The sequence below is a fragment of the Streptomyces sp. BBFR51 genome, assembly GCF_044591655.1.
Lineage (GTDB): Bacteria > Actinomycetota > Actinomycetes > Streptomycetales > Streptomycetaceae > Streptomyces.
The window spans coordinates 7,842,625-7,868,992 of record NZ_CP172448.1; the positions used below are offsets into that span (position 1 = coordinate 7,842,625).

27 protein-coding genes are annotated in these 26,368 nt (G+C 72.0%); 19 read left to right on the forward strand and 8 right to left on the reverse strand.

Annotation, left to right across the window (positions count from 1 at the left end; translation table 11 throughout):
• Window positions 1–210: 210 nt before the first annotated feature.
• Window positions 211–636 (reverse strand): hypothetical protein, encoded by a 426-nt coding sequence (locus tag ACGH7X_RS35575; protein WP_399893529.1) that lies wholly within the window; start codon window positions 634–636, stop codon window positions 211–213.
• Between the two features lie 191 nt (window positions 637–827).
• Here ACGH7X_RS35575 and ACGH7X_RS35580 point away from each other — a divergent pair, with 191 nt between their 5' ends.
• Together ACGH7X_RS35580 and ACGH7X_RS35585 are read left to right on the forward strand one after the other, a co-directional pair.
• Window positions 828–1,364 (forward strand): DUF2269 family protein, encoded by a 537-nt coding sequence (locus tag ACGH7X_RS35580; RefSeq protein ID WP_399893531.1) that lies wholly within the window; start codon window positions 828–830, stop codon window positions 1,362–1,364.
• Between the two features lie 37 nt (window positions 1,365–1,401).
• Window positions 1,402–2,439: a LacI family DNA-binding transcriptional regulator gene (locus ACGH7X_RS35585; RefSeq protein ID WP_399893534.1), complete on the forward strand. Its 1,038-nt coding sequence runs from the start codon at window positions 1,402–1,404 to the stop codon at window positions 2,437–2,439.
• 68 nt (window positions 2,440–2,507) lie between these two features.
• Here the strand turns inward: ACGH7X_RS35585 and ACGH7X_RS35590 are convergent, their stop codons facing one another.
• The 4 genes from ACGH7X_RS35590 to ACGH7X_RS35605 all read right to left on the reverse strand — a co-directional run bounded on the left by ACGH7X_RS35590 (window position 2,508) and on the right by ACGH7X_RS35605 (window position 6,963).
• Entirely contained in the window at window positions 2,508–3,377 is an 870-nt protein-coding gene (locus tag ACGH7X_RS35590) for a carbohydrate ABC transporter permease (protein WP_399893536.1), read from the reverse strand.
• A complete protein-coding gene (locus ACGH7X_RS35595; RefSeq protein ID WP_399893539.1) occupies window positions 3,367–4,329 on the reverse strand; it encodes a carbohydrate ABC transporter permease in 963 nt (320 codons plus the stop codon). Before ACGH7X_RS35595 ends, ACGH7X_RS35590 begins: the two co-directional genes overlap by 11 nt.
• Window positions 4,326–5,705 carry an ABC transporter substrate-binding protein gene (locus ACGH7X_RS35600; RefSeq protein ID WP_399893541.1) on the reverse strand — a complete coding sequence of 460 codons (1,380 nt, stop codon included), beginning with the start codon at window positions 5,703–5,705 and terminating at the stop codon, window positions 4,326–4,328. The genes ACGH7X_RS35595 and ACGH7X_RS35600 overlap by 4 nt, the downstream gene beginning before the upstream one ends.
• A 166-nt stretch (window positions 5,706–5,871) precedes the next feature.
• Window positions 5,872–6,963, reverse strand: a complete 1,092-nt coding sequence (locus ACGH7X_RS35605; protein WP_399893544.1) for a glycoside hydrolase family 172 protein — start codon at window positions 6,961–6,963, stop codon at window positions 5,872–5,874.
• Between the two features lie 274 nt (window positions 6,964–7,237).
• Here ACGH7X_RS35605 and ACGH7X_RS35610 point away from each other — a divergent pair, with 274 nt between their 5' ends.
• From ACGH7X_RS35610 to ACGH7X_RS35640, 7 genes are all read left to right on the forward strand, one after another.
• Window positions 7,238–8,716: an FGGY-family carbohydrate kinase gene (locus ACGH7X_RS35610; RefSeq protein ID WP_399893547.1), complete on the forward strand. Its 1,479-nt coding sequence runs from the start codon at window positions 7,238–7,240 to the stop codon at window positions 8,714–8,716.
• A gap of 78 nt (window positions 8,717–8,794) precedes the next feature.
• Window positions 8,795–10,429: a fucose isomerase gene (locus ACGH7X_RS35615; RefSeq protein ID WP_399893550.1), complete on the forward strand. Its 1,635-nt coding sequence runs from the start codon at window positions 8,795–8,797 to the stop codon at window positions 10,427–10,429.
• A 104-nt stretch (window positions 10,430–10,533) separates the two neighbouring features.
• Window positions 10,534–10,698: a hypothetical protein gene (locus tag ACGH7X_RS35620; protein WP_399893553.1), complete on the forward strand. Its 165-nt coding sequence runs from the start codon at window positions 10,534–10,536 to the stop codon at window positions 10,696–10,698.
• 268 nt (window positions 10,699–10,966) lie between these two features.
• Window positions 10,967–12,187 carry an RNA-guided endonuclease InsQ/TnpB family protein gene (locus ACGH7X_RS35625; protein WP_399893556.1) on the forward strand — a complete coding sequence of 407 codons (1,221 nt, stop codon included), beginning with the start codon at window positions 10,967–10,969 and terminating at the stop codon, window positions 12,185–12,187.
• 45 nt (window positions 12,188–12,232) lie between these two features.
• A complete protein-coding gene (locus tag ACGH7X_RS35630) occupies window positions 12,233–13,324 on the forward strand; it encodes a hypothetical protein (RefSeq protein ID WP_399893559.1) in 1,092 nt (363 codons plus the stop codon).
• Window positions 13,325–13,560: 236 nt separating this feature from the next.
• Window positions 13,561–14,562 (forward strand): NADPH:quinone reductase, encoded by a 1,002-nt coding sequence (locus ACGH7X_RS35635; protein WP_399893562.1) that lies wholly within the window; start codon window positions 13,561–13,563, stop codon window positions 14,560–14,562.
• A 77-nt stretch (window positions 14,563–14,639) separates the two neighbouring features.
• Complete coding sequence (locus ACGH7X_RS35640) at window positions 14,640–15,092, forward strand: VOC family protein (protein ID WP_399893565.1); 453 nt, start codon at window positions 14,640–14,642, stop codon at window positions 15,090–15,092.
• A 34-nt stretch (window positions 15,093–15,126) separates the two neighbouring features.
• On the opposite strand, the gene ACGH7X_RS35645 is transcribed toward ACGH7X_RS35640, so the two are convergent.
• Complete coding sequence (locus tag ACGH7X_RS35645; RefSeq protein ID WP_399893568.1) at window positions 15,127–15,927, reverse strand: thioesterase family protein; 801 nt, start codon at window positions 15,925–15,927, stop codon at window positions 15,127–15,129.
• 245 nt (window positions 15,928–16,172) lie between these two features.
• Between ACGH7X_RS35645 and ACGH7X_RS35650 the strand changes: the two genes are divergently transcribed.
• The 3 genes from ACGH7X_RS35650 to ACGH7X_RS35660 all read left to right on the forward strand — a co-directional run bounded on the left by ACGH7X_RS35650 (window position 16,173) and on the right by ACGH7X_RS35660 (window position 19,471).
• Window positions 16,173–16,640, forward strand: a complete 468-nt coding sequence (locus ACGH7X_RS35650; protein WP_399897572.1) for a hypothetical protein — start codon at window positions 16,173–16,175, stop codon at window positions 16,638–16,640.
• A gap of 89 nt (window positions 16,641–16,729) precedes the next feature.
• The gene (locus tag ACGH7X_RS35655; RefSeq protein WP_399893570.1) at window positions 16,730–17,236 is read left to right on the forward strand and encodes a MarR family winged helix-turn-helix transcriptional regulator; all 507 of its coding nucleotides are present in this window, start codon (window positions 16,730–16,732) and stop codon (window positions 17,234–17,236) included.
• Between the two features lie 141 nt (window positions 17,237–17,377).
• Window positions 17,378–19,471, forward strand: coding sequence for an MMPL family transporter (locus tag ACGH7X_RS35660; protein ID WP_399893573.1), 2,094 nt, complete (start codon window positions 17,378–17,380; stop codon window positions 19,469–19,471).
• An 18-nt stretch (window positions 19,472–19,489) separates the two neighbouring features.
• Here the strand turns inward: ACGH7X_RS35660 and ACGH7X_RS35665 are convergent, their stop codons facing one another.
• Both ACGH7X_RS35665 and ACGH7X_RS35670 read right to left on the reverse strand, forming a co-directional pair.
• Window positions 19,490–19,915: a TIGR03618 family F420-dependent PPOX class oxidoreductase gene (locus tag ACGH7X_RS35665; RefSeq protein ID WP_399893576.1), complete on the reverse strand. Its 426-nt coding sequence runs from the start codon at window positions 19,913–19,915 to the stop codon at window positions 19,490–19,492.
• A gap of 145 nt (window positions 19,916–20,060) precedes the next feature.
• A complete protein-coding gene (locus tag ACGH7X_RS35670; RefSeq protein WP_399893579.1) occupies window positions 20,061–20,303 on the reverse strand; it encodes a hypothetical protein in 243 nt (80 codons plus the stop codon).
• Window positions 20,304–20,523: 220 nt separating this feature from the next.
• Between ACGH7X_RS35670 and ACGH7X_RS35675 the strand changes: the two genes are divergently transcribed.
• The 7 genes from ACGH7X_RS35675 to ACGH7X_RS35705 all read left to right on the forward strand — a co-directional run bounded on the left by ACGH7X_RS35675 (window position 20,524) and on the right by ACGH7X_RS35705 (window position 26,330).
• Window positions 20,524–21,525 carry a mechanosensitive ion channel family protein gene (locus ACGH7X_RS35675; RefSeq protein WP_399893581.1) on the forward strand — a complete coding sequence of 334 codons (1,002 nt, stop codon included), beginning with the start codon at window positions 20,524–20,526 and terminating at the stop codon, window positions 21,523–21,525.
• Window positions 21,526–21,682: 157 nt separating this feature from the next.
• Window positions 21,683–22,318 (forward strand): class I SAM-dependent methyltransferase, encoded by a 636-nt coding sequence (locus ACGH7X_RS35680; protein ID WP_399893584.1) that lies wholly within the window; start codon window positions 21,683–21,685, stop codon window positions 22,316–22,318.
• Between the two features lie 121 nt (window positions 22,319–22,439).
• Window positions 22,440–22,628 (forward strand): hypothetical protein, encoded by a 189-nt coding sequence (locus ACGH7X_RS35685; RefSeq protein ID WP_003978025.1) that lies wholly within the window; start codon window positions 22,440–22,442, stop codon window positions 22,626–22,628.
• 21 nt (window positions 22,629–22,649) lie between these two features.
• The gene (locus tag ACGH7X_RS35690) at window positions 22,650–23,357 is read left to right on the forward strand and encodes a hypothetical protein (protein WP_399893587.1); all 708 of its coding nucleotides are present in this window, start codon (window positions 22,650–22,652) and stop codon (window positions 23,355–23,357) included.
• Complete coding sequence (locus ACGH7X_RS35695) at window positions 23,354–24,319, forward strand: DUF6895 family protein (RefSeq protein WP_399893590.1); 966 nt, start codon at window positions 23,354–23,356, stop codon at window positions 24,317–24,319. The genes ACGH7X_RS35690 and ACGH7X_RS35695 overlap by 4 nt, the downstream gene beginning before the upstream one ends.
• Complete coding sequence (locus ACGH7X_RS35700; RefSeq protein ID WP_399893593.1) at window positions 24,316–25,236, forward strand: DUF6895 family protein; 921 nt, start codon at window positions 24,316–24,318, stop codon at window positions 25,234–25,236. Before ACGH7X_RS35695 ends, ACGH7X_RS35700 begins: the two co-directional genes overlap by 4 nt.
• Window positions 25,233–26,330, forward strand: a complete 1,098-nt coding sequence (locus ACGH7X_RS35705; protein WP_399893595.1) for a serine hydrolase domain-containing protein — start codon at window positions 25,233–25,235, stop codon at window positions 26,328–26,330. Before ACGH7X_RS35700 ends, ACGH7X_RS35705 begins: the two co-directional genes overlap by 4 nt.
• Window positions 26,331–26,368: the final 38 nt, after the last annotated feature.

Sequence of the window (26,368 nt, forward strand, 5' to 3'; positions counted from 1 at the left end):
GTGCCCCTCCCCGGGCACGTAGGCAGCCGCCCCGCCGACTCGGCGAAGCGGCTTCAGCATAGTGATGTCGATGTACGACCCGGAACCGATCCGACCGCAATTCGGCGAGGTGGGACCGCAATCGCCCGGCATTACGGATTCCGTGGCCCCCCGTTAATTCCTCGGCAACGTGCCGTTACCGCGGCGGCCGCCGCACCGGACGGGGTGCGGTCAACACGACCTGCTCGTGGCTCCGTCGACGACGAAACCGATCCCGATGCCGAGCATCCAGGTGTCCTTCGCGAGGGCCGTGCCCTCCTGGGTCGGACGCAGACTGCCCTCCTCGCGCATTCCGGGGGTGCGCAGATACAGCCCCACAAGGCCGGCCGAGAAAGCGGTCAGGCCGATTCCCGCGAGGGCCGTCGGAACGACCGGAAGGAGAAGCGCAGCGCCGAGCGTGATCTCACCGGCGGAGAGCAGCCGGACGAAAGTCGAAGGCTGCAGTTTGCCGAGGAACGGATAGGTGTTCTTCGCCATTCCGTGCATCATGGCGGCGGTCTGCTCATCGGCCCCGCGCTTGGCCAGACCGGAGTTGAGGATGAAGGCCCCGGTGGCCAGGCGTGGGGCGACATGCCTGAGTTCGATGGGCAGACGCATGAGAACTCCTAGCGGCGTTTCGTGGAGATACGTCCCAGCCTAGGGTGCACCGGGGGCGTGCGCAGCGCGGGCGTCCGGTGCCTGCTCCGATCGGGGCACGGAGGCGCCCCGCCGCGTACGCCCGGGTCAGTACGCGGGGTTACTCCCGTCGCCGGACGACCCGGCGGCCGCCGACCGGCAGCGTGGACGGGGTGAAACTCAGCCGCCCCGCACGCCGGGCCTTCTTGGTCGTCCATGTCGTCGCCGCAGCCTGCTGGCTCGGGCTCACGCTCGGGCTGCTGGCGCTCGGCCTGACCGCGGCCACCACCGCCTCCCCGGTGACCGTGGAGGCCAGTGTCCGCTGCATGAAGCTGTTCGCCGACTGGCTGCTGCTTCCCCTCGCGCTGCTCACCCTGGCGAGCGGTCTGGTGCTGGCCCTGGGCACGTCCTGGGGGCTGGCCCGGCACCGGTGGGTGTTCACCAAGTTCTGGCTGACGCTGGCCACGACCACCGCCACGGTCTTCGCGCTGCGCCCCGGGGTGAACTCGGCGGTCGCCGCCGTGGCCGCCGGTGACTCGCTGCCCGACGCCGGGGACGTGCTGTTCGGACCGGTGGTCTCGCTGTCCGCCTATGTCCTCATGACGGTGATCTCGCTCCTCAAGCCCTGGGGGCTCACGCGGCGCGGTCGCCGGCTGCGGGCGCGTCCCGCGGGTGTCCGTCCCGCCCTCTCCCGCTCAGGCAAAGGGTGAAATCCTTTTCACGCGCAGGTAGGGTGAGCGGGTGGACATGACCCGGAGTGAGAGGACGCGGACGCAGGTGGTGACGATCCAGGACGTGGCGCGAGCCGCCGGAGTATCCCCGGCGACCGTCTCACGGGTCTTCAACGGCGGCAATGTCACTCCGGCCCGGGTCCAGTCCGTCCAACAGGCCGCGGCGGCGCTCGGCTTCGCGCCCAACAGGCTGGCGCGCTCGCTGCGCAAACAGCGCTCCAGCGTGATCGCCCTGATCATCCCGGACATCGAGAACCCGTTCTTCACCTCGCTCGCCCGGGGCGTCGAGGACGCCGCGCAGCGCACCAGTCTCTCGGTGGTGCTGTGCAACTCCGACGAGGACACCGACAAGGAGCGCCGCTACCTGGAGGTCGCCCTCGGCGAGCAGATGGCCGGCGTCATCGTGGCGGCGGCCTCCCAGGACGAGACGGACCTCGGCCCGCTGATCGCCCGCGGCGTCCCCGTCGTCGCCGTCGACCGCCGCCCCAGGGACGCCGAGGTGGACGCGGTCCGCCTCGACGACCGGCACGGGGGCGAGGCGGCCACCCGGCACCTGCTGCGCGCCGGATACCGCAGGATCGCCTGCATCACCGGACCGCAGGGCGCCTCGACCTCAGAGGAACGCCTGGCCGGTCACCGGCAGGCGCTGCGCGCCGAACTCGGGCCGCGGCCCGCGGACGACACCTACGTGCGCCACGCCGACTTCCGGGTCGAGGGCGGCCGCGCGGCGATGCGCGAACTGCTGTCCCTGCCCGAGCCGCCCGACGCGGTGTTCGTCGCCAACAACCTCATGACCATCGGCGTGCTCGACGCCCTGCGCGAGGCCGGCCGCACCCCGCCCGACACCGGTGTCCTCTCCTTCGGCGACGTCCCCTGGGCGTCGCTGGTGCGGCCGTCGCTGTCGGCGGTGGAACTGCCCGCCTACGAGCTGGGGCGCACCGCGGCCGACCTGCTGCTCCAGCGGATCGAGGGCGGCGAGGCGCCCCTGCAGACCGTGGTGCTGCGCACGTCGCTCCAGGTCCGGGAGAGCACCGGCGGCCCGGCCGGTCACTGAGCACACGCGAGCGGCGCCGCACCGGTCCCCTCGGCCGGTGCGGCGCCGCTCGCGTGTGCGGTGTCCGGCTACTTGATGCCGGACGTCTTGATGGACTCGACGATCTGCCGCTGGAAGACGAAGAAGAGGATCAGCATGGGCAGCGCGGCCACCGTCGCCGCCGCCAGGATGTAGTTCCAGTTCGACGTGTACTGCGTCTGGAACGAGGCGATGCCCAGCTGAACCACCGTCAGGTCCTGGTCGTTGGTGGCGACCAGCGGCCAGACGAAGGCGTTCCAGTTGGCGAGGAAGAAGAAGATCGCCAGCGCGGAGAGGATCGGCCGGGACATCGGCAGCACGATGTTCCAGTAGACCCGCCAGTGGCCGCAGCCGTCGATGACGGCCGCCTCCTCCAGCTCCTTGGGCAGGCCGAGATAGAACTGGCGCAGCAGGAAGATGCCGAAGGCGTTGAAGATCGCCGGGATGATCAGACCGGCGTAGCTGTCCAGCAGGCCCAGCTCACGGGCGACCAGGAACAGCGGGATCAGCACCACGGGCGCGGTGACCAGGAGGGTGGCGAAGATCGCGCCGAAGAGCTTCTCGCGTCCGGGGAAGCGCAGCCGGGCCAGCGCGTAGGCGGCCATCGAGTGGAAGAACAGGGCCGCGATCGTGATCATCGCCGAGATGAAGAAGCTGTTCCACAGGTAGCGCGCGAACGGCACCTCCGTGAAGACGTACACGAAGTTGTCGAAGGTGAAGTCCGTGGGGATCAGCTTGCCGTCGGTCACGGTGTCGCGCGTCTTGAAGGACGACGTGAGCATCCACAGCACGGGCAGGACGCTGATCACCGACAGGACGACGGCCAGAATCGTCAGCCCGGCGCGCGGGGAGAGCGGCCGGCGCCGGCCTGCCTTGGTGCCGGGCTCGCCGGTCCCGGTCGTCAGGGTGTCACTCGCCATCGTCGAACCTCCCGCCTCTCGTGAACTTGAAGATCACCGCGGAGACGGCGACCATGATCAGCACCAGGAACGAGCCCATGGCCGACGCGTAGCCGTACTCACCGAACCCGAAGGCCTGCTGGTAGATGTAGAAGATCGCCAGCGACGTGCCGTTGGCGGGTCCGCCGTTGGTCAGGACGAAGATCAGGTCGAGACCGCCGGTGATGGCGGCGACCGTGGACATCATCAGGACGAAGAAGCTGGTCGGACGCAGCAGCGGCCAGGTGATGGAGCGGAACTGGGTCCACGCGCCCGCGCCGTCGAGCTTCGCGGCCTCGTAGTACTCCTTGGGGATCTCCTGCAGACCCGACAGGAAGATGATCATGTAGTAGCCCATCATCACCCACACCATGACGGCGATGACGCAGCCGAGGGCGAGGTTCGGGCTGCCGAGCCAGGACTCGCCGTCGAAGCCGGCCGCCCGCATCGCCCGGTTGACCGCGCCGGTCTGCTCGTCGAGCAGGAACTTCCACAGCACGCCGACCACCACGAGGCTGATGACGTACGGCAGGAAGAGCGCGGTGCGGTAGACGCCCATGCCGGGCAGCTTCTGCTTGACCAGCAGGCCGAGCCCGAGGCTCACACAGAACAGCACGGGGACGAGGATCACGACGTACAGGCCCGTGATCTTCATGGAGTCCCAGAAGAGCGGGTCGTTCATCATCCGCTCGTAGTTGCCGAGCCCGATCCACTCGTAGCTGCCGAAGCCGCTGACCTGGAAGAAGCTCAGGGCGATGGACAGCACCATCGGGACGGCGACGAAGACCAGCAGCCCGAGGACGTCGGGGGCGAGGAAGAGGGCGGCGGCCAGCCACTCCCGGTGCTTGCGGCTGAGCCCGGGGCCTCTGGACGAGGCCGGTGCCTGCGCCGGGGCCGCGGCGGCCCGGCGCTCCTTCGCGGCGACGCTGCTCATATCAGGCTCGCCCCCTTGTAGCTCTTGGTGTAGGCGTTGATGGACTGGGTGGCCCGCTCGATCTCGTTCTCCACGCCGCGGCCGGCGAGCATGGAGCCCTGGATGGCGTCGGAGATCGCCTTGTAGACCACCGGGGGATAGCGCGGTTCGGCCCGGCCGCCCGGGAAGATCTCGTCCTTGAACTTGCGCATGACGTCCGAGTCGTAGCCGCCCTTGGCGGCGCCGCGCTCCAGGGCGCTGGCGCGGGGTGCCACGTCGGACTTGGCGCCGACGCACCAGTCGACCATCCGGTCGATGGAGTCGTCCTTCATGGACCCCAGCGCCCACACGCAGAACTCGGCCGCGGCCTGCGGGTTGCGGCCCTGCGCGTTGGCGCAGAAGGACCAGCCGCCCAGCGCGGTGACGTAGTCGCCGCCCGGGGGAGTGGGGAGCTTGAAGACGCCGTACGGGTAGTCGGGCGCGAACGCCTTGAAGCTGGAGACGTTCCAGATGCCCTGCTGCCACATGCCGACGTTGCCGCCCTTGAAACCGCCGATCACGTCGCCCGCGGCGGGCACGGTGCGCGGCGCGATGCCGTGGCGTACCGCGTCCTGCCACAGCCGGAGGGCCTGGCGGGTCCCCTTGGAGTCGAAGGCGACGTCGCCCCGCTTGTCGAGGACGTCGCCGCCGCCCTGCCACATCCACGGGTACCAGGTGAAGTTCTGGAAGTAGCCCGGGTTGGTCTCGAAGACGAGTCCGGCCGTGGTGCGGCCGCGCAGCTTGTCCCCGATGTCGAGCATCTGGTCCCAGGTGGTGGGGATGTCGGCCTCGGACAGGCCGGCCTTCTCCCACAGGCCCTCGGAGTAGAACATCGCCAGCGGCTCGACCTCCATCGGGAGGGCGTAGACCTTGCCGTCGACCTTGCGGCTGTCCAGCGTGGAGCCGAAGTCGTCGACGGCCGCCTTCTCCATGTGCGGCGTGAGGTCCTCGAGGACGCCTCCGTTGTAGTACCGCAGGAAGTCGCCGGGGGAGAGCATGAAGATGTCCGGGCCCTCGCCGGTGGCGAAGGCGGACGGCAGCTTGAATCCGTTGAGGTAGGTGGGCTGGGGCAGATAGACGAGGTCGATCTGCGCCTTGTGGGTGGCGTTCCACTTCCCGACCATGTCGGTGAACCACTTGGACTGCGCGTTGATCGCCGGGTCGGGCGAGCGCTGGGGTCCGTAGAAGTTCCAGAACTGGAGGTTGCCCCCCTTCGCCTGGGCCGAGCCGCAGCCGGTGAGCAGGGCCGGGGCCGCGACGGCCGCGCCGGTGCCCGCCATGGCGGTGAGGAAGCGGCGGCGTGAGGTGCCGGCCGGGGATGCGGCCGGCTGCCCGGCTTCGTTGCCGTGCTGGAGCATGCGTGCGCTCCTGTCGGAGTGGGATGGGCCTGGGAGAGCGGATCCTGGGGGGCGGGCCCGGGGTGTACGGCACTCGTCACGAGAACCGCTCACCCCGCGGACTGATCCTGGGATCCCGCGTCCGTGGACGCGGGGGTCTACTCGGGGTCGGACGGCCGAGCGGCGGTCAGTCCACCTCGAGCGTGAGGAGGTCCGGCGTGGCCGGAAGGGACGCGGAAGCCGGTGCGTCCAGGTAGAAGAGCGAGGTGCTGGCGATGTCGTCGCTGGTGTGCCGGTAGCGGTGCGGCAGGCCGTTGCCCTGTCCCGGGCCGATGCCGAGGCTCTGGACCGTGACGCGGAGGTCCTCGGCGAAACGGATGGGGTCCAGGACGTGCCAGCGGTACATCCCGAACCGCTGCTGGCTGCCGTACAGCCCGTCCGGGCGCAGGATCTGGTTCAGGCCCAGGTACGGGGTGGTGTACGCGGTGTAGCCCTGACCGGGGACGTCGAAGTTCCAGGCGCCGCCGAAGTAGTCCTCGGTGCCGGTGCCGCAGATCGTCGGGTACTCGTCGTCGCCGTCGAGGTAGAACTTCAGCTCGCCCTCGCCCCACCAGCCGGGGCTGTTGACGCCCCACGCCATGTACGTGCCCACGTAGCTGCCGGCGCCGGTGACGCCGTCGAGCAGGGTGTGCACCTCGCCGAACGGGACGGGGTGGCTGCGGCGCCACTGGGCGTGGAAGTAGGAGGCGTCCTCGCCGACCTCGTCCAGCTCGTAGTCCACCTGGTAGTAGAGCGTGACCTTCTCGGCGGTCAGGTTCTCCAGGGTGATGCGCGCCGCGCGGCGGAACGGCATCGGCCAGTACGCGTTGAAGCCGCCGTTGGGGTTCGCGGCGACGGGCACCGACGAGACCTGGCTGAAGGTGTTCCACCCGTTGCAGAAGAAGTCGCCGAGCGGGACCTCGACGGCCGGGGTGTCCTCGCCCTCCCAGTACATCCGCAGCAGCGTGCCGCGCCAGGCGCCGTGCGGGTCGGTGGTGCACCACAGGTGGCGGATGGTGCCGGGGCCCTCGATGTCGGCGAGCACCGCCGTCTCACCGGCGGGGATGTCGATGCTGGGAGAGATCTTCCAGCCCGGCCCGAGCCGGCTCGCCGCGACCGCTCCGGTGCCCTGGGTGGCCCGGCCGCCGCCGGCCCTGGCGCCGGTGAAGTTCTCGGCGCTGATGGAACGGCTCACGGCGCGCGTCCTGCGGGAGATGCCGTCGAGTCCAAAGGTCGTCATCGTGTCTTGCCCTCAAGGTGGAGTTGCGGAGCGCGCCGCGGGCCCTTCGGCCGTCGTGGGCGCGGGGAGGACGGGACGCCGTCGTCAAGGCGGCGCAACATCCCTGAAATCCATTTCACCGAAACGTAGAGCGGCCTCCAAGGGGTGTCAAGAGCTGAGACGGATGCACGGTTTCGCGCCCCGGACACCATGCCTGACCCGGTCTTCTGCGGACAACTCGCGCTTTGCGTGCGTTCCCTTGACGCTGAAATCGATTTCTGCAAACGTGCTCGCCATGCCTCGCAACGCAGTCATCGGTGTGGACATCGGCACCTCGAGCAGCAAGGGCGTACTCGTCGGCCTCGACGGCGTCCTGATCCGCTCGGCCGTACGGGAGCACACCCCCGCCAGGCCGGGCCCCGGCCGCTTCGAGATGGACGCCGCACTCTGGTGGGACGAGTTCACCGAGATCGCCCGGGAACTCACCGCCGCCGGCGACGTCACGGTGACCGCCGTCGGCGTCAGCGGCATGGGACCCTGCGTCCTGCTGACCGACGAACACGACACGCCGCTGCGCCCCGCGATCCTCTACGGGGTGGACACCCGCTCGGTCCGCCAGATCGAACGCCTCGAGGGACTGCTCGGCGCCGAGGAGATCATCCGCCGCGGCGGCTCCGCCCTGACCACCCAGGCGGCGGGGCCCAAGATCGCCTGGGTCGCGGAGGAGGAGCCCGAGCTGTACGCCCGGGCCCGCCGCCTCTACATGCCGAGTTCGTGGCTGGTCCGCAAGCTCACCGGCGCCTACGTACTGGACCACCACTCGGCCAGCCAGTGCACGCCGCTCTACGACACCCACGCCTGCGAGTGGTACGCCCCCTGGGCCGCCGAGGTCGCCCCCGGCATCGAACTGCCGCCGCTGCGCTGGTCCGGGGAGGCGGCGGGCACCCTCACCGCCGACGCCGCCCGGCGGACCGGCCTGCCCGCGGGCATCCCGGTCACGACCGGCACCATCGACGCCTGGGCGGAGGCCCTGAGCGTGGGCGCCCAGCGCACCGGCGACCTGATGCTGATGTACGGCACCACCATGTTCCTCGTCCATACCGTTCCCGAGCCCCTCACCAGTGAGTCCCTGTGGGGTACGGTCGGCGCGCTGCCCGGCACCCGCAACCTGGCCGGCGGCATGGCCACGTCAGGGGCGATCACCAACTGGCTGCGGGACCTGTTCGCCGACGGGGACCACGCCGGCCTGACCCGGCTCGCCACCGAGTCCGGCCCCGGGGCCAACGGCCTGCTGATGCTGCCCTACTTCTCCGGCGAGCGCACCCCGGTGATGGACCCGGACGCACGCGGTGTGATCGCGGGCCTGACGCTGTCCCACACCCGCGGCGACCTCTACCGGGCCGCCCTGGAGGCCATCGGCTTCGGCGTCCGGCACAACATCGAGGTCATCGAGGCGGCCGGCGGCGACATCCGCCGCGTGGTCGCCGTCGGCGGCGGTACCCAGGGCTCCCTGTGGACGCAGATCGTCTCCGACATCACCGGCCGCCCGCAGGAGCTGCGCACCACCACCATCGGCGCGAGCTACGGCGGTGCGCTGCTGGCCGCCGGGCTCGTCCAGGACGTCTGCGTCGACGACTGGAACCCGGTCCGCGCGACGGTGACACCGCGCGCCGAGCACACCAAGCGCTACGACGACCTCTACGCCCTCTACCGGCGGCTCTACCCGGCCACCTCGGACGTCGTCCACACCCTGGCGACGCTCCAGGACCGCTGACCGGCCGCCCCCCGTGACCGCTCGACCCGCTCGACCCGCCGGCCCATCACGGCCGGACGCACAACCTACGGAGACCGCATGACCGCGTACACCCTGCCCGTACTCCACCAGGCTCCGGCCGCCGAGCCGGCCACCGTCTACACCGTGACCAGCGGCGATCTCCGTCCCGCCGCCAACACCACCTGCTGGCCCACCCAGGAGAAGCTGGAGAACGACCTCGCGGCGGCCGTCACCGCCCTCGGCCGGAAGGTACGCCGCGGCCACCCGGTCGACGAGGCCAAGGGCCACGGCTTCATCGACAGCCAGCGCGCCGGCATCGAGGTCTTCAAGAACCTGCCCAAGGACGCCCCGCTGATCGTCGTCGAGGCCGTGTGGCAGTACAGCCACCACGTCCTGGCCGGACTGCGCGACCACCAGGGCCCGATCCTGGTCGTGGCCAACTGGAGCGGCGAGTTCCCCGGCCTGGTCGGCCTGCTGGGCCTGGCCGGCAGCCTCACCAAGGCGGGCATCGACTACTCCGTCCTGTGGAGCCCCGACTTCACCGACGACTGGGCGCGAGAGGGCCTGCGCACCTGGCTGGAGACGGGCACCCTCCCTCACGACACCGGCCATGTCCGTGCCCTTCCCGCGCTGGGGGAGGACGCCGAGACCGAACTCGGCACGGCGCTGGCCCGGCAGCTGCGCGAGGAGAAGGCGATCATCGGCGTCTTCGACGAGGGCTGCATGGGCATGTACAACGCCATCATCGACGACGAGTTCCTCAACCCGCTCGGCATCTACAAGGAACGCCTCTCGCAGAGCGCCCTGGTCGCGGAGATGAACAAGGTCTCCGACGCGGAGGCCCAGGCCGTCCGCACCTGGCTCGACGACGCCGGCATGACCTTCCACACCGGCACCGACGAGGCGACCGAGCTGACCGACGCCCAGCTGCTCAGCCAGTTCAAGATGTACATCGCCGCGCTGCGCATCTCCGACGACTTCGGGCTCGACGCGGTCGGCATCCAGTACCAGCAAGGCCTCAAGGACACCGTGCCCGCCAGCGACCTCGCCGAGGGCCTGCTCAACAACGTCCAGCGCCCTCCCGTGCTCAGCCGGGACGGCGCCCGCGAGCTGTACGCGGGCGCGCCGCTGCCGCACTTCAACGAGGTCGACGAGGGCGTCGCCGTCGACTCCCTGGTCACCAACCGCATCTGGACGGCGATGGGCCTGGACCCGGCCACCACGCTGCACGACATCCGCTGGGGCGAGGAGTACGACGGCCGCTTCGTCTGGGTCTTCGAGATCTCCGGCTCCGTCCCCGCCTCCCACCACGGCGGCTACGACAAGTCGTACAGCATGCGCCAGCCGCCGATGTTCTTCCCGCTCGGCGGCGGCACCCTCAGCGGTGTCTCCAAGCCGGGCGACATCGTCTGGTCGCGCGTCTTCCTGATGGACGGCCGCCTCCACGTGGACCTCGGCCGCGCGAGCGCCGTCGAACTGCCCGAGGAGGAGACGCGGCGCCGGCTGGACGCCACCAACCCGCAGTGGCCGATCATGCACGCGGTGCTGCACGGGGTCACCCGCGACCAGTTCATGGCCCGCCACCGCGCCAACCACCTCAACGTGGCCTACGCGCCCGACGCGGCCACCGCCGACAAGGCACTGCGCGCCAAGGCGGCCCTCTTCGCCGAGCTGGGCCTCGAGGTGCACCTGTGCGGGGACGTGGCGCTGTAGTACCCCTGCTCCCTGCTCCCGGCGTTCCGCCCGTCGTCCACGACGGGCGGAACACCCCCACGAACCCGAGGAGTCCCGTATGGCTGAAATGGCAGGTTCACGACATGAACGTGAGCGGGCCCGGCCGGGACACGGCCGCCGGACCGCCCCGACGCCTCCTGCTCCGCACGGAACTCGGCCTGACGGCGACCGGACTGGCCGCGGGCGCCGCGACCGCGGGCGCGGCATCGGCGAGCGTGACCCCCGTTAGCGCCGCCGCCGTCACCTGATTCTTGCGAGGAGGCTCCGGCGTTCACGCCGGGAGGAACCGCATCCGAGTATGGCGACGCGGAGCGTCGCCGAAGCCCGGATACGGGCGCGGAGTGCCCGTATGGCTACCAGCATGACCCGAGGCAAAGCGAACACGTGTGCCTGTGATCGCTGGTCGGGGTGGCGGTTGCGGGATAGGCGGGTGTGTGTGCGGCTGTCGTACGTATGGTCCTTCGCAAGGTTCGGGACGGCACAGTGTCCTGGCCGTGGCCGTGAGGGGGGGGCGAGATGGCGCAGGTGGGGGCCGATGAAAAGGGCGGGCATGCCCGGTACACGTACCGGTTGCGGGTGTCGTCGACTGCCCGTACCGCTCTGGAGGCGGAGTGGGGCCGGTGCCGCTGGCTGTGGAACGAGTGCGTCGCCAAGTCCAGGGCCGTGCACCTGCACAACAGGGCGACCGGCGAGAAGACCACGTGCGGCCCGGCGCAGCTGGACAGGATGCTGACCGGGGCCCGCGCCCGTACGCCGTGGCTGCGGGAGGGCTCGTGCGTTCCCCAGCAGCAGATCATCCGCGACTTCGGCCGCTCCCGTGCCAAGGCGCAGCAGGACATCGCCGGGCGTCTGCCCGTGGCGCGCCGGGCCGGGATGCCGACGTGGAAGACCAGGCGTGAGGCGTTGGCGACCCTGAACTACACCCGGCGCGGGTTCCGGCTGAAGGACGGCCGGTTGCACCTGGCGGGCGGGATCACCGTGTCGGTGGTGTGGTCGCGGGAGTTGCCGGCCGAACCGTCCTCGGTACGCGTCTACCAGGACAGCCTCGGGCACTGGTACGCCTCCTTCGTCGTCCCCGCCCACGTCCAGCCCCTGCCGAAGACCGGCCGCGTGCTCGGCGTCGACTGGGGTGTCAGGGAGACGGCGACCACGACGTCGGACGCGCACGACCTGCCGCACCCCGAGTATGGCGGGAGGATGCGGGTGAGACTGGCCCGGTACGACCGGATGATGGCCCGCCGCAGGCCGAAGAAGGGGACGTCCGGGTCGAGGGGCTACCGGACGGCGAAGACGCTGCGGGCGAAGGCCCACAAGAAGGTCGGCAGACAGCGTGCGGACACCGGCCGCAAGTGGGCGAAGAAGGTCGTCCGCAACCATGACGCCGTCGCGGTCGAGGACTTCTGCCCGAAGTTCCTGGCCAGGACAAACATGGCCCGCAAGGCTGCGGACGCCGCGATCGGTGCCACCAAGGCCGCTCTGATCGAGATGGGACGCAAACACGGGCGGGACATCCGCCTGGTCCACCCCGCGTACACCACGATGGACTGCGCGCGGTGCGGAGCGAGAGCCAAGCACGCACTGCCGCTGGGTGAACGCACCCACACCTGCACCGCCTGCGGAACCGTCTCCCCACGGGACAAGAACTCCGCACGCGTCATGCTCGTCCGGGCTGGTCTCAACCCGGCTGGTGCCGATGGCGGAAGACCTCCTGGAGCGCCGCTCCAGGAGGCAGCCTGAGCCAGGAATCCCCTCCCTTCACGGAGGGGAGGATTCAACACGGTCATGTTCCTCGACTACGGCAAGGACAACGCGAACAGCCCGGACGGGTCCGTCCACGCCCACGGCCTCGACCACAACTGGCGTGACACCTTCGACCCCGACCCGGACCCCACCGACCTCTACCTGGCCCGGGTGCCCGCCGACTCGGTCCAGGACCGGTCCACGTGGCAGTTCTACGCCGGTGACGGCGGCGGCACCGTGCGGTGGACGTCCGACATCGACCAGCGGGTGGCGGTCCTGCACGACCGGCGCGTCTACCAGAACGTGGGCACCCCGGGCCGCGTCAGGGACCTCAGCGTGATCAGCCAGGGCGGCGTCGTCTACAACAAGCCGCTGAACCGCTACCTCTACACCTCGTGGACGGAGTACACGTCCTCGTTCTACGAGGCGGCCAGCCCCTGGGGCCCGTGGAAGCGCTTCACCCCGAAGGACTTCGGCGGCTATCCCTGGACGCACACCAAGCACGGCGGCTACGCCACGACCATCCCGTCCAAGTACATCGCCGCCGACGGCAAGTCGATGTGGCTCCAGTCCAACGTCTGCCCCTGCGGCGGCGGTTACCCGGGCGGCGACTTCTGGGCGTACACGTACTCGCTGCGCAGGATGTCCCTCACCCCGTCCGAGCCCACCACGCCCGGCAACGCGCCGGACGGCTCGCGCAACCTCGCGCGTGAACCCGGCACCGTCCCGGTCGAGCGGGCCACGCACTTCGGCACCGCGGTCTACAACGACGGCAACCGGAGCCAGAACGAGGACGACTGGAACGACGAACGCAAGCCGACGAGTTGGTGGGGCTACACCTGGCCGCGCGAGTACCGCGTCAACCAGGTGGCGTACACGACCGGCACGATGTTCGGCGACGGCGGCTGGTTCGGCGCCGCGCCCCGGATCCAGGTCCGCCGCGACGGGGTCTGGACGGACGTCGAGGCCCAGCGCGTCACCCCCGCCTACCCGACGTCGTCGGCCGCCGGCACGAACCGGACCTACGTCTTCGACTTCGCCACCACCAGCGGCGACGGCGTACGCGTGATCGGAGGCAGCGGAGGCACGCAGACCTTCACCTCGATCGCCGAACTGGAGGCCTACCACCGTTAGGGGGTGTCGTTTGGATCTTGCCGGGGTCGCGGGGTCTGGCACGCCCATCTGCGGCGTTGTCGTCGGTTGTCGACGCTCCGCGTCGCCGCCCTCCTCCGCCTTGCAGCTGCACGCACCAGACCCCGCTCGGGTCGGCAACAACGCACCGTTGCCTGGAGCCGGCCTGATCCAAACGACACCCCCTGGCGGGGCGGCCCACGGCTGCGGCGCCACCGGATGGTTCGTAGCATGAGGCCATGAACGGCACAGTCCCCGACGTGATGCGGGCGGCGTACATCGACGCCGTCGGACCGGCCGACGCCATCCGCCACGGGGAACTGCCCGTGCCACCGGTGGGGCCCACGGACGTGCTCGTGCGGGTGGCGGTGGTCGCCGTCAACCCCGTGGACACCTTCGTGCGGTCCGGGGCGTACGCCACACCGCTTCCGTCGCCCTTCGTCGTCGGCCGTGACCTGGTGGGTGAGGTCGCGGTGGCCGGGCCGGGCGCCGCGGGCTTCACCGCCGGGCAGCGGGTGTGGTGCAACAGCCTGGGCCACGCGGGCCGGCAGGGCTCCTTCGCCCAGTACGCGACGGTCGCCGCGGAACGCCTCTACGCGGCGCCGCCCGGCGTCGACCCGGAACATCTCGTGGCCGCCGCCCACCCGGCGGCCTCCGCCTGGCTGGCACTGTTCCGGCACGGGCGGCTGCGGGCGGGGGAGAGCGTGTACGTCGGGGGCGGCGCCGGGAACGTGGGCGCGGCCGCGGTGGCACTCGCCTCCCGGGCCGGCGCCCGCGTCGTCGCCACGGCGCGAGCCGAGGACACCGCGGCGGTCCGGGAGCTGGGCGCCGCCGAGGTCCTCGACCACCGGGCGCCCGACCTCGACGAGCGCGTGCGCCGGGCCGCCCCCGACGGCTACGACGTGCACCTGGACACCTCCGGGCACGGGGTGCTCGCCGACGCCGTGGACTCGCTGGCGCGGGGCGGGCGCCTGGTCGCGATGGTGGGTCTGGGCGGAGGGGCCGCCGCACTGCCGGTCAGCCGGCTCTACACCAGGGACGCGAGCATCGTGGGCTTCGCCATCAGCAACGCCACGACCGCCGACCTCGCCGAGGCGGCGCGGGGCGTCGTGGGCGCGCTCGCGGACACGCCGTGGCGTCCGCGCATCGCCGACCGGCTGCCGCTGTCGATGACGGCCGAGGCCCACCGCAGGCTGGAGGCCGGGGAGGTACGGGGGCGTCTGGTCCTCACGCCTCCTTGATCGTCTTTCCGGCGCGGCGAGCGCGGTCCATGATGGAGCTGGTGGACAAACCCGTCACAAGAGCGTGAGGTCCGCGAATGCGCCGTGAAGACCTGCCCGCACCGGAGTCGGGCCTGCTGCTCACCCACTTCCTCACCGTGGCCGACGTGCCGCGCTCGCGTGCCTTCTACGCCGAGGTGCTCGGCGGCGAGGTCGTGCTCGCGGAGAACCCGTGCATCGTCAAACTGGCGAACAGCTGGCTCATCATGAACCCGGGCGGCGAACCGACGCCCGACAAACCCGACGTCACGCTGCGCCCGCCCGACGACCCGGGGACGGCCACGAGCTTCCTCAACATCCGGGTGGCCGACATCGAGCGCTGCTACCGCGAGTGGAGTGCGCTGGGCGCCGAGTTCCTCACCCCGCCGATCGACCGGAAGGCCGAGCTCCGGTGCTATCTGCGCGACCCCGACGGCTACCTGATCGAGGTCGGCCAGGCCACCGGACTGCTGACCGGCATCCTCGCCGATCCGCCCGCGGGCACGGGCTGACACGCGGGGCACGGCGTCCCGCGGCGCCGGACGCTCACGGCTGCGGACGCACGGTCAGCAGCTGCTGAGCGTGTCCCACCGGGCCGTCCACGTCGTGCAGCACGGTGCTGGTGATGCCCTGCCCGGTCGGCCCGAAGACGACGGTGGTGTCCAGGCCCGTCCAGCGGCCGTGCGGCGCGCGGTGCAGGTGCAGGGTCAGATCGACGTTCGGGAACATCCACTCGGCCGGTGACTGCCGTACCGCGATGCCGTTGGCGGTGTCGACCAGGGCGACGTACGAGGCCAGCGGGCTCGCGCTCTCCCCGGCGACCAGGTCGAGCCCGGTGGAGACCCAGGCGGTGGTGCGGCCCGGCCGGGGCGGGGCCAGCGGGCGTACGTCCAGGGAGGCGATGTAGCCGCCGGGCCACTGGGAGGCCATGGTCCAGGGCGCGAGCGTCTCCGGCGCGGTGAGCCGGTCGGCGCCGCCACCGGCGACGGCGCTCGTGTCCACGTCGGCGAGGAGCCAGGCCCTGGCCCGCGCCACGGACCGGCCCGCGATGAGCACGGTCGCCTCCACCAGCTCGATGGTGCGGCCCGGCCGGAGCGTCTCCACCCGTATCTCGCACTCGTCCAGCGCGGGGCGGCCGAGGATGTCGAAGCTGATCCGGCTCAGTGACATGTCCGCACCGGCACGGCCCGCCAGATGGCGGTCGACGGCGTGGACGATCAGACCCCCGAGCGGACTGAAGTGCTGCTCGTCCGCGCTCCACGCCCCGCCCGCGTGCGGGGTGGGCTTGTAGCGGTGCTCGTCGATGCGCTCGTAGTAGCTGTCCGGGGTCGCTGTGCTGGTGTTCAACGGGCTGCTCCTGGAACGACGACGGTGACGAGTGGGGGGCCCTGGACGCGGGCCGCCGGGGCCGCGACCAGGATAGTTCGGCGTTGAACGGGCCCGCGCCCGAGTGGTGCGGGCCCCGCCGGCGGCCCAGGCTGGTGCGGAGACGGAGGAGTACCGGCATGGCGAAGAAGCGCGACGAGAACCTCACCGGGCGCACCGAGGCCGGCGGTGCACAAGCCGTCCGCGCCGGAGAAGAAGTGGGCCCCATGGACGGCGACGACCCGCGCCGGCGCCCCGAGGGCGTGAGCGACGAGACGGTCGAGGCCCTCGGGTCCCTGTCCAAGGCGCTGGAGACGACCGAGTGCGCCCGCGGGCACCTGTTCGCCTTCCACCAGCTCACCGGTTCGGCGGACTTCGAACTCGACCGCACGGTCGAGCTGCTGCGCGCCGCCGGGCACCCGGAGTGGGCGGAGCGGGTGCGCACCGAGATCCTTGGCCGCAACGTCATCCCCGGACACTGGACGTACCAGGTCGTCGAGGCCTACGACCGCACGTACTACCAGGCGTTCAGGGATCTGGAACGCGAGGCGGCGGGGCGCCTCGCGGGGGGCCGCGAGCACCTGTACGAGGCGGAGCTCAAGGAGGCCCGCCGGACCCGGAACCACCCGGACCACACGTCCCGCCCCGACAGCCCCGGCACCCGCGCGCCGGACGGTGTCCAACCGCCCGGGTAGACGACGCGCCGGACCCCGGCCGCCTCGGCCCGCTCGGCGAAGGAGCGGACGCTCCCCGGCCCAGATCGAGCCTTCTATACGCTGATCGCGTGGCGACAGCGAACCAGCGCGGACAGCACGCGCACGAGCGGGGGACCGGCTCCGGCCCCGAGGCGGGCGACCTGCACGTTCTCGCCGCACAGCTGAGGCGGACGAACGGCGAGATCAACCGCCTCGTGCACGGCTTCGCCGGCACCCACGGGCTGCACGCCACCGACGTCCAGGCGCTCGCGGCGATCCTGGACGCGCGCGAGCCCATGACACCGGGGCGGCTGCGCGAGCACCTGGGGCTGACCTCGGGCGCGGTGACGGCGTGCGTGGACCGCCTGGAGCGGGCCGGGCACGTGCGCCGGGTCAGGGAGAGCGCCGACCGCCGGGTCGTCCACCTGCACTACGTGCCGGAGGCCCGGGAGGCGGCCCGGACGTACTTCCTTCCGCTGGCCGAGGCAGCCGCCGCCACCCGCTCGCGCTTCGACGACGGCGAACTTGCGGTCGTCGTCCGCTTCCTCGCGGCGCTGAACGAGGAACTGCGCCACGTGCGGTCGCACGAGGGCTGAATTCCCCGGCCGTGTCGCATCCCGGGGAGCGGCCGGGGAAGACGTCGGTGTGTCACGACGCCCCCCAAGTAACTCGATGATTGAGATTGTTTATGATCGAGTCACTTTCCGTGCCGCTGGAGACCTGGAGACCCGACACCGATGTCCGCCCCCTCCCGACGGGCCCGATGGCTCGTCCCCGCCCTCCTGCTCCTGGTCTGGCTCGGCATCGGCGGGGCGCTCGGACCGTACGCCGGAAAGCTCGGCGAGGTCGCCACCAACGACCGGGCCGCCTTCCTGCCCCGCAGCGCGGAGTCCACCCAGGTCATCGACGCGCAGCAGGCCTTCCAGCAGGACGAGACGCTGCCGGTGATCGTCGTGTGGACCGCCGACGACGGCGGCTCCGTCACCGGCCACCGGGCCCAGGCCACCCGCGCCCTCGCGTCGGTGGCGGGCGGGCCCGGGGTGGTCGGCCCCGCGTCGCCCGCGCTGCCCTCCGACGACGGCGAGGCACTCGAAGCCGTCGTCCAGCTGAGGCCCGACCTCGGCGACGCACTGCCCGACGCCCTGGCGCGCATCGGCGACGCCGCCGAGCAGGTGCCCGGTACGCGGGCGCAACTGGCCGGTCCCGCGGCCTCCCAGGCGGACCTCTCCGACGCCTTCTCGGGCATCGACGGACTGCTGCTGGGCGTCGCGCTGATCACCGTGCTGGTGATCCTGCTCCTCGTCTACCGAAGTGTCCTGCTGCCCCTGGTCATCATCCTCGGCGCCGTCTTCGCCCTGGGCCTGGCCTGCGCGATCGTCTACGCGCTCGCCGAGCGCGACGTCGTACGCGTCGACGGGCAGGTCCAGGGCATCCTCTCCATCCTGGTCATCGGCGCCGCCACCGACTACGCACTGCTGCTCACCGCCCGCTTCCGCGAGGAACTGGCCCGCCAACCGGACCGTTTCGCCGCCGTACGCGCCGCTCTGCGCGCCTCCTGGGGGGCCGTCGTCGCCAGCGCGGCGACCGTCGCCCTCGCCCTGCTGGCGCTGCTGCTGAGCGACCTGACCAACAACCGCGCGCTCGGACCCGTCGGCGCCATCGGCATCGTCTGCGCCGTGCTGAGCACGCTCACCTTCCTGCCCGCCGTCCTGGTCCTGCTCGGCCGGGCCGCCTACTGGCCGGCGAGGCCCGTACGGACCGGCGACCCGGAGGCCGGGCACCGGCTCTGGCACCGCGTCGCCGAACTGGTGGACCGGGCCCCGCGCCGCATCTGGGCGATCTCGCTGGCCGCGCTGCTCGCCTGCGCCGCCTTCGCGCCCACGCTGACCTCGAAGGGCGTGCCCCTGGACGAGATCTTCGTGAACGACACCCCGTCGGTCGCCGCGCAGGAGACCCTGGCCCGGCACTTCCCCGGCGGCTCCGGCAACCCGGCCGTGATCATCGCCGAGGCCGACCGGCTGGACCCCGTCCTCGCGGCCACCCGCGACACCCGCGGCGTCGCCTCCGCGGCACCGGTGACCGCCGCCGGCCGCCCCGGCGGCGGTGAGCCCAAGGTGGTCGACGGCCGGGTGCGGATCGACGCGACGCTCCAGGCGCCGGCCGACAGCGACGCCGCCAAGAGCGCGGTGGCCCGCCTCAGGTCGGCCGTCCACGACGTGCCCGGCGCGGACGCCCTCGTCGGCGGCTACACCGCCCAGCAGTACGACACCCAGCGCACCGCGGAACAGGACCGCACGCTCATCGTGCCCGTGGTCCTCGCCATCATCCTGGTCATCCTGATCGCCCTGCTGCGTTCCCTGCTGATGCCCGTGCTGCTGGTGGCCACGGTGGCACTGAACTTCCTGGCCACGCTGGGCGTCTCGAGCCGGGTCTTCACCCACGTGTTCGGTTTCAGCGGCACCGACGCCTCCGTCCCGCTGTACGGGTTCGTCTTCCTGGTCGCCCTCGGCGTGGACTACAACATCTTCCTCATGTCCCGGGTCCGCCAGGAGGCGCTGCACCACGGGGTGCGAGAGGGCATCCTGCGCGGTCTGACCGCCACCGGCGGCGTGATCACCTCGGCCGGGGTCGTGCTCGCCGCCACCTTCGCCGCGCTCGGGGTGATCCCGCTGGCCTTCCTGGTGCAGATCGCCTTCATCGTGGCGTTCGGCGTCCTGCTGGACACGCTGGTGGTGCGCTCCCTGCTGGTCCCGGCGCTCGCCCGCGACATCGGCGCCGTCGCCTGGTGGCCCGGACGACTCGGGCGCCGGACCCCGGCCGGGGAGGGGTGACACGCCCCGCCGGGGACGTCACGCGTCCGGAGGTCCCGCGAGGGGGCGCACCGTGCCGAGGAAGCGCCGTACGTCGATCTCGATGACCACCCGCTCCGGGTTCGCCCGGGGCTGCCGGTAGCGGGCCGCGTACCGGACCTCCGCGTCGCGCACCGCCCCGGCGTCGTCCCGCACGGAGGCGACGCCCTCCAGCGTGGACCAGCGTCGGCCCTCCACCTGCCCCACGGCGACGAGGGCACCCTCGGCCCGCCGCACATTTCGTGCCTTCGCGGTGTCCCGGCTCGTGATGACCCGCGCCGTGCGGGTGGCGTGGTCGTACGTCACCCCCACCGGGACCAGGTGCGGCGTTCCGTCGGCCCGCCGCGTCGACAGGAAGCACACCCGGCGCTCCTGCCAGAACCGGACGAACTCCTCGTCCGCGTCGTGCCGTTCCCCGGTGTCCATCCGATCTCCTCGCGTGCGCTGTCTGCGACCCGTCCGGGACAGCATCGCCCGGCGGACCGCACGCCCGCTCGCCGGGGTCCGCGCGAACGCGCACCCGGGGCGTGGAACGGACGGGGAGCGGGCGGGGAGCGGGCGGGGAACGGACTCAGGCGGCGTCCCGGTCGGACGCCGGCAGCTCGGCCGGTCCGGGGCGCCGGTCCGGTGAGTCGTGGGTGGGGGAGTCGTGAGCCGGGGAGTCGTGGCCCCCGCCGCCCGGAAGGAGACGCAGATGCCGGCGCCGGGCGTGCCGGGGCGGCCCAGGATCACCGAACAGCCGGTCCTCCATGTACGTCATGGTGAACAACAGCAGCGCCAGTCCGGGCAGTAGTACGACGGCAACGGTAACCACGCCGTTCCCCTCCGCTGTGGGATGACCTCCTGCGAGTGCCCCGGCGGGCGGCGGTGATAGCCGGTCACGAGTGAAGATGACGTAACTGTCGGACATAAGGCGCAAGTGAGGTAACGGGTGATGGGTGACCCCGACGGGCCGGGCGTCATGTTCGGCCGGTGCCTGGGTAGGCGGCTCCGACGGCAGACAAGTCGTCCCGAGAAACGGAGCAGCAGAGTCGATGTCGCACACCTCCCCACCCGCCGAGCCGGTCACGAATCCGCAGCTGGCGGCCTCGTGGTCGAACTGGATCGGCGACCACACCACGGCACTGATCGGGATACCGCTGCGCATCGCGCTCATCGTCGTGATCCTGCTGGTGGTGCGCGCGGTGGCCAAGCGGGCCATCACCCGCGTCGTCCAGCGGGTCCTGGAACCGTCGGCGGGCGAGACCGACCGGAGCCGTCCCCGCAGGCCCACCCGAGGCGCGGCCGTCCTGCACCGCGACCGGAGCCGGGCGCGGCAACGCCGCGAACAGCGGGCCCGCACCATCGGCTCGGTGCTCAGCAGCGCCGTGACCATCGTGCTGTTCATGGTCGGCGTGGCCATGGTGCTCGACCAGGTCGGCATCGCCCTCGGCCCGCTGCTGGCCAGCGCCGGAGTGGTCGGCCTGGCGATCGGATTCGGTGCCCAGAGCCTCGTCGCCGACTACCTGTCCGGCCTGTTCATCATGGTCGAGGACCAGTACGGCGTCGGCGACTCGGTCGACCTCGGAGAGGCCGTCGGCGAGGTGGAGCACGTCGGCCTGCGGCTGACCCACGTGCGCGACCTCAACGGCGGTCTGTGGCACATCCGCAACGGCGAGATCCTGCGGGTCCGCAACGACAGCCAGGAATGGGCGCGTGCCGTCCTGGACGTCGCCGTGGCCCACGACGCGAACCTCGACACCGTCTACCGAGTGCTGGAGGACACCGGCCGCGCGCTGCGCGAGGAGCCGGACTTCGCGGACGTACTGCTGGAGGACCCCACGGTGTGGGGCGTGCAGTCCCTGGACGCGGAGGGCGTGCTCGTGCGCCTCGCGGTCAAGACCGTGCCGCTCCAGCAGTGGGGCGTCACCCGCGAGCTGCGCCGCCGGGTCAAGGACGCGCTCGACCAGGCGGGCGTCGAGATCCCTTTCCCGCGGCGCGCGGTATGGGTGCGCGCGGACGCCTCGGAGGGCGAGTCGGACGCGCTGACAGGCTGATGCCCTGATGCCCTGATGCCCTGACGCCAGAAACCGGGTTTGCCGAACCGGCAAAGAACTTTGGTGTCCCCTGCCCGGCCGGTGCAGCCTGCACGCGGGGCGCGCGGACCGTCGTGCGCCCGCCGAGCAGCCGACCGCGCCCGCCCCAGGAGGCACCATGACCGACACCCCCGCGCAGGCTCCCGCCGCGGAGTTCTGGGAAGCCCGCTACCGGGACACCGACCGCGTCTGGAGCGGGCGCCCCAACGAACTGCTGGTCCGCGAGGCGAGCGACCTGGCGCCCGGCAGAGCGCTGGACCTCGGCTGCGGCGAAGGGGCGGACGCCGTGTGGCTGGCCTCGCGGGGCTGGCGGGTCACCGGCGTGGACATCTCCGCCACCGCGCTGGAACGCGCCGCCGGGCACGCCGCCGAGGCCGGGGTCGGTGACCGCGTCGCCTGGGAACGTCATGAGCTGGGACGGTCGTTCCCCGGGGGTTCCTTCGACCTGGTGAGCGCCCACTACCTGCAGTCCCCGGTCGCGCTCGACCAGCGGGCCGTCCTGGACGCCGCCGCGCGGGCCGTGGCGGACGGGGGCTCCCTGCTCCTCGTCATGCACGCCGGCTGGCCCTCCTGGCAGACCGAACCGCCCTTCGACGCGGTCTTCCCCACCCTGGAGGGCGTCCTCGCCGAACTCGCCCTGCCGCAGGGCGAGTGGACCGTCGAGACCAGCCGTACCGTCCGCCGGCCGAGCGTCTCGCCGGACGGCCTCGAAGGTTTCCGCGAGGACAACGTCTGGCGCCTGCGCCGGGCATGACGCCTGCCCGATTTGTTGAAGAAGTTATCTTCTGAGAATTTTGAGAAGAGAGGCATGCTTTGTGACTTCCCGGACACCCTTGGGTGTGAAGGCCATTTGGCTACCAGAGGGAGATGGTGAAATGCCTTCCAAGGACAAGGTGCTCGAGGAAGTCACCCGCACCGAGAACATCGACATCGACGCGGCACTCGACCCCGCCGAGCCCGACGGAGTCTTCCGCGACAGCCGCGAGTGCGCCGCGCTCGCCCTGCAGTCCGGAGGCACCAGCCTGCTGCTCTCGCCCCCGACCCCGCGCCCGAAGAAGGGCTGACGGACCGACGGGAGCAATGAGATGGAGCAGTCGAGCACGTCGGCCCTGCTACAGGGAACGGTGCTGGAACTCGCTTCCGACGTGGTCTCCGCTCTTCGGAGCGGAGACCACGTGCGAGCGGGGAGCACCCTGACGGGAGGCGGCGCCGGCGAGGGCGTCGCACGGGCGGCGGTACGCGTTCTGGGCGCCGACACGCTGTTGCCCGGCGTCCTGTTGCGCGTTCCCCCCGACCCCGCACAACTCGCCGTGTTCAAGGACGCCGTGGCGGCCCATCCGCCGCGCGAAGACGCGGCACCCACCGTCGTATGGAGCCACTGGGCCATGGCCCGCGCCCTGCGCCGGACCGAACAGCCCCTGACCGGCCCGCTCGCCGACGAGCCGGGCGCCGAACCCGGCGCCGACTGGCTCGACGACGCCGGCTGGCAGTTCCTGACCCACCAGCTCGCCGTCCTCGCCCCGCTCGCGCTGCCCGGCGAGGAGTGCGCCGTGACCCGTGCGGCACGCCGCCGTCCCGTGGACGTCGCCCGCGGCTTCGTACGGGCGGTACGCCGCCGCGACTGGCAGCAGGCGGCCGGCGCCGGACGCTGGCTCACACTGCTCGACGGCGTGCCCGACACCCTCGGCCTCGAGGCGGGCCTCGACTTCGTACGCCTCATGGGCGGCTCGGACCCGCGGGTGGCCCTGCAACTGGAGGCGGCGAGGCTGATGCCGGCCGGAGTCCTCCTGTGAGCGTCCGTGACGTCGAGGAGGTCGAGGAGGCCGCACTGGATTGGGTGTGGGCCCACCGCGACCGCTTCGCGCTCGGCGACGACGCGCTGGCGGCCGACGGCCAGGTCAACCGGACGTGGAAACCCCTGGGCGAGCTGACCCAGGTCTGCGCGTCCGTCTCCCTGTGCACCCCACCCGGGGACCCGCTGCACACCCGCGTGTCCGAGCTGCTGGACTTCGCCTGGCAGCAGACCCACCGGGGCGAACTCTTCCCGCTCATGCAGTCGCTCGAACCGTTCGCCACCTACCCGCTGGAGGTGTACGCCGCCTTCGCCTCCGCCGGATTCCGGCACCCCGGCTACGAGGCGTCCGCCGCCGTCGTGGCCCGCACCCGAGGCTGGCGGCTGACCGAGCAGTACCCCACCCGCCGGCTCGGTGTGATCGAGGCCGAGCGGCGCAGCGGCATCCACCCGCACGGGCACGTCCCGCAGGCACTGGGCCGCACCTGGCTGGGCGGCCTGCCGGAACCGTGGACCTTCGAACGCGCGGCCGGTTACGCGCTGACCCACGTCGTCTTCCACCTCACCGAGTGGGGGCGCGCCGCCCAGGGTGTGCCGGCGGACCTGGCGGACTATCTGCTGCACTGGCTGCCGCCCTGGCTCGACACCTGCCTGGAGGCCCGGATGTGGGACCTCAGCTGTGAGCTGCTGGCGGTGGCGGCGAGCCTGCCGCGCCCGCCCGGGCCGGCCGTCCTCGAGGACGCCTGGCACCGGGTCGCGGCCGCCCAGGACATCTCCGGCGCGGTCCCCGAGGAGGGCGCCGCCCAGGACGCCGCCGGGGCGGACCCGGGACCGGACCCCTACGACTTCACCGACTGCTACCACTCCACCCTGATGGCCGCGTTCGCCGCGTCCCTCGCCACCGCGCGTCCGCGGGGGACGCGGGACGCCGGACAACACGCCGGACAAGGAGTGCCGGGATGACGGACACCCGCCTGATCCACCGCGTCGGAGCCGGTGCCCTGGAGTGGCTGTGGGCCCACCGCGACGGCTTCCGGCTGGAGCCGGACGTGGACCCCGAGATCGGTTTCCTGGAGCGCTTCAAGCCGATCGGCGAACTCGCCCTCATCTGCACGGTGCTCTTCCGCGAGGGCGTCGCCGGATCCCGGCAGGCCCAGCTCGCACGCCAACTGCTCGACCACACCTGGCGCGAGACCCTGGACGGCGGCCGCATGCTGGTGCGCGGCCAGCGCGTCGAGCCCTTCTCGCCCGTCCCCTTCGAGGTGTACCTGCCGTTCAGGGAACTGGGCTACAGCCAGCCCGAGGTGGAACGGGCCACGCTCCTCAACCACCGGCTGGACAGCTGGACGCGCTTCCCGGTGACGCCGACCCGGCGCCTGGGCCTGTCCGCCTTCCAGCGCCGCTTCGGCCTGACCGCACGGCCGCCCGAGGCCGACCTGGTCGCCACCACCTGGCTGGCCGGCACCCCCGAGCCGTGGACGGTCGAGGGCCACACCGCGTACGACATCACGCACACGGTCTTCCACCTCACCGACTGGGGCGAGAACCCCGGCGGGCTGCCGCCCTCCGTCGCCGACTACCTCGCCACCTGGCTCCCGGTCTGGATCGACGACTGGCTGGACCTCGAACGCTGGGACCTGCTCGGCGAACTCCTCGTCGTGGACGCCTGTCTGCCCCGGCCCACCCTCGACGAGGCCGCCTGGCAGGGCTTCGCCGCCGCGCAGCAGCCCGACGGCGCCATGCCCGCCGCACGCACGATGCCCGAGGGCGACCCCGACACGGTGTTCGACATGGTCTACCACCCGACGCTGGTCGCCGCCTTCGCCTCCCTGCTGGCCACGTCCCGCGCGCTCACCGAGCTGGCGCACACCGCGTCGTGACGGGCCGTCGCACGCCCTGGCCGGGCGCACCCGCCGACGAGGAGGAGTACGCCCCGCCACGGTCCGTTGCGTCGGTGTCCGCACCGGCCGACGAGGCGGCGCTGCGCGAGCGGCTGGCCGCAGCCGTCGACGCCTGCGACGCACCCGACGTCGTCTTCGCCGTCTCCCGACGCGGCCGGCGCGTCCTGTGCGGCGGCGGCACCGCCGAGCCGCCCGCCGTCCCCCGCGAGGACCTGCGCTACGAGATCGGGTCGGCGTCCAAGACGTTCACCGCGCTGCTGCTGACGCGCCTGATCCGGCGCGGTGTGCTCACCGGCGGCGAGACGGCCGTCACCTGCCTCGACCCCGGCCGGCCCGCCGGCCCGCACCCCGTGACGCTCGCCCACCTCATCACCCACACGTCGGGGCTGCCCGCCCTGCCGGCCGACTTCGTGCGCCGGGGCCTGTCCGCCTGGCGCACCAACCCCTACGCCCGCTACCCGGCCGAACTGCTGACCGACGCCTTCCTGAGCCATCGGCCCCGGCACCGCCCCGGAACCCGCTGGCACTACTCCAACTACGGCGTCTCCGTGCTCGGCCAGGCGATCGCCGCGACCACCGGCACCGCCTGGGAGGACCTGATCACCGGTCAGGTCCTGCGCGCGCTCGGCCTCAGCGGTACCGCCCTGCGCGCGGAGGGTCCCGAGACCGACGCCGTGGGGCACCGCAAGGACGGCCGCACTCCCGTGCCCGCCTTCGACGCGGGCGGCTTCCAGGCGGCCGGAGCCGTCCGGTCCACCCCGAACGACCTGCTCACCTTCCTCGAGGCCCACCTGGACCCGGCCCGCTCACCGGCAGCCGGCGCCCTGCGGGCGGTACGCGTACCGGTGCTCGCGCGGGGACTTGGGCACCGCCACGTGCACACCGTGGGATGGTTCCGGCACCCCACGGACGGCGGACCGATGTACTTCCACAGCGGCGCCACCCTGGGCCAGCAGGCCTTCCTCGGCTTCCGGCCCGACACGGACACGGCCCTGGCCGCGGTGTGCTCCCGGCGGTTCCGCGCCCGGGACCCGTTCATCGCCACCGCCTACGGGCTCCTCGCCGACGGATAGCGGCGGGACACGCGTGGGCGCGGGACATGCGTCGGCGC

Excerpts from the sequence above, each read along its gene's own strand:
- ACGH7X_RS35575 (WP_399893529.1), bottom strand. The coding sequence starts at position 636 with ATGCGTCTGCCCATCGAACTCAGGCATGTCGCCCCACGCCTGGCCACC.
- ACGH7X_RS35585 (WP_399893534.1), top strand. The coding sequence starts at position 1,402 with ATGACCCGGAGTGAGAGGACGCGGACGCAGGTGGTGACGATCCAGGAC.
- ACGH7X_RS35590 (WP_399893536.1), bottom strand. The coding sequence starts at position 3,377 with ATGGCGAGTGACACCCTGACGACCGGGACCGGCGAGCCCGGCACCAAG.
- ACGH7X_RS35595 (WP_399893539.1), bottom strand. The coding sequence starts at position 4,329 with ATGAGCAGCGTCGCCGCGAAGGAGCGCCGGGCCGCCGCGGCCCCGGCG.
- ACGH7X_RS35600 (WP_399893541.1), bottom strand. The coding sequence starts at position 5,705 with ATGCTCCAGCACGGCAACGAAGCCGGGCAGCCGGCCGCATCCCCGGCC.
- ACGH7X_RS35605 (WP_399893544.1), bottom strand. The coding sequence starts at position 6,963 with ATGACGACCTTTGGACTCGACGGCATCTCCCGCAGGACGCGCGCCGTG.
- ACGH7X_RS35610 (WP_399893547.1), top strand. The coding sequence starts at position 7,238 with ATGCCTCGCAACGCAGTCATCGGTGTGGACATCGGCACCTCGAGCAGC.
- ACGH7X_RS35615 (WP_399893550.1), top strand. The coding sequence starts at position 8,795 with ATGACCGCGTACACCCTGCCCGTACTCCACCAGGCTCCGGCCGCCGAG.
- ACGH7X_RS35620 (WP_399893553.1), top strand. The coding sequence starts at position 10,534 with ATGAACGTGAGCGGGCCCGGCCGGGACACGGCCGCCGGACCGCCCCGA.
- ACGH7X_RS35625 (WP_399893556.1), top strand. The coding sequence starts at position 10,967 with ATGGCGCAGGTGGGGGCCGATGAAAAGGGCGGGCATGCCCGGTACACG.
- ACGH7X_RS35630 (WP_399893559.1), top strand. The coding sequence starts at position 12,233 with ATGTTCCTCGACTACGGCAAGGACAACGCGAACAGCCCGGACGGGTCC.
- ACGH7X_RS35635 (WP_399893562.1), top strand. The coding sequence starts at position 13,561 with ATGAACGGCACAGTCCCCGACGTGATGCGGGCGGCGTACATCGACGCC.
- ACGH7X_RS35640 (WP_399893565.1), top strand. The coding sequence starts at position 14,640 with ATGCGCCGTGAAGACCTGCCCGCACCGGAGTCGGGCCTGCTGCTCACC.
- ACGH7X_RS35650 (WP_399897572.1), top strand. The coding sequence starts at position 16,173 with ATGGACGGCGACGACCCGCGCCGGCGCCCCGAGGGCGTGAGCGACGAG.
- ACGH7X_RS35660 (WP_399893573.1), top strand. The coding sequence starts at position 17,378 with ATGTCCGCCCCCTCCCGACGGGCCCGATGGCTCGTCCCCGCCCTCCTG.
- ACGH7X_RS35665 (WP_399893576.1), bottom strand. The coding sequence starts at position 19,915 with ATGGACACCGGGGAACGGCACGACGCGGACGAGGAGTTCGTCCGGTTC.
- ACGH7X_RS35675 (WP_399893581.1), top strand. The coding sequence starts at position 20,524 with ATGTCGCACACCTCCCCACCCGCCGAGCCGGTCACGAATCCGCAGCTG.
- ACGH7X_RS35680 (WP_399893584.1), top strand. The coding sequence starts at position 21,683 with ATGACCGACACCCCCGCGCAGGCTCCCGCCGCGGAGTTCTGGGAAGCC.
- ACGH7X_RS35685 (WP_003978025.1), top strand. The coding sequence starts at position 22,440 with ATGCCTTCCAAGGACAAGGTGCTCGAGGAAGTCACCCGCACCGAGAAC.
- ACGH7X_RS35690 (WP_399893587.1), top strand. The coding sequence starts at position 22,650 with ATGGAGCAGTCGAGCACGTCGGCCCTGCTACAGGGAACGGTGCTGGAA.
- ACGH7X_RS35700 (WP_399893593.1), top strand. The coding sequence starts at position 24,316 with ATGACGGACACCCGCCTGATCCACCGCGTCGGAGCCGGTGCCCTGGAG.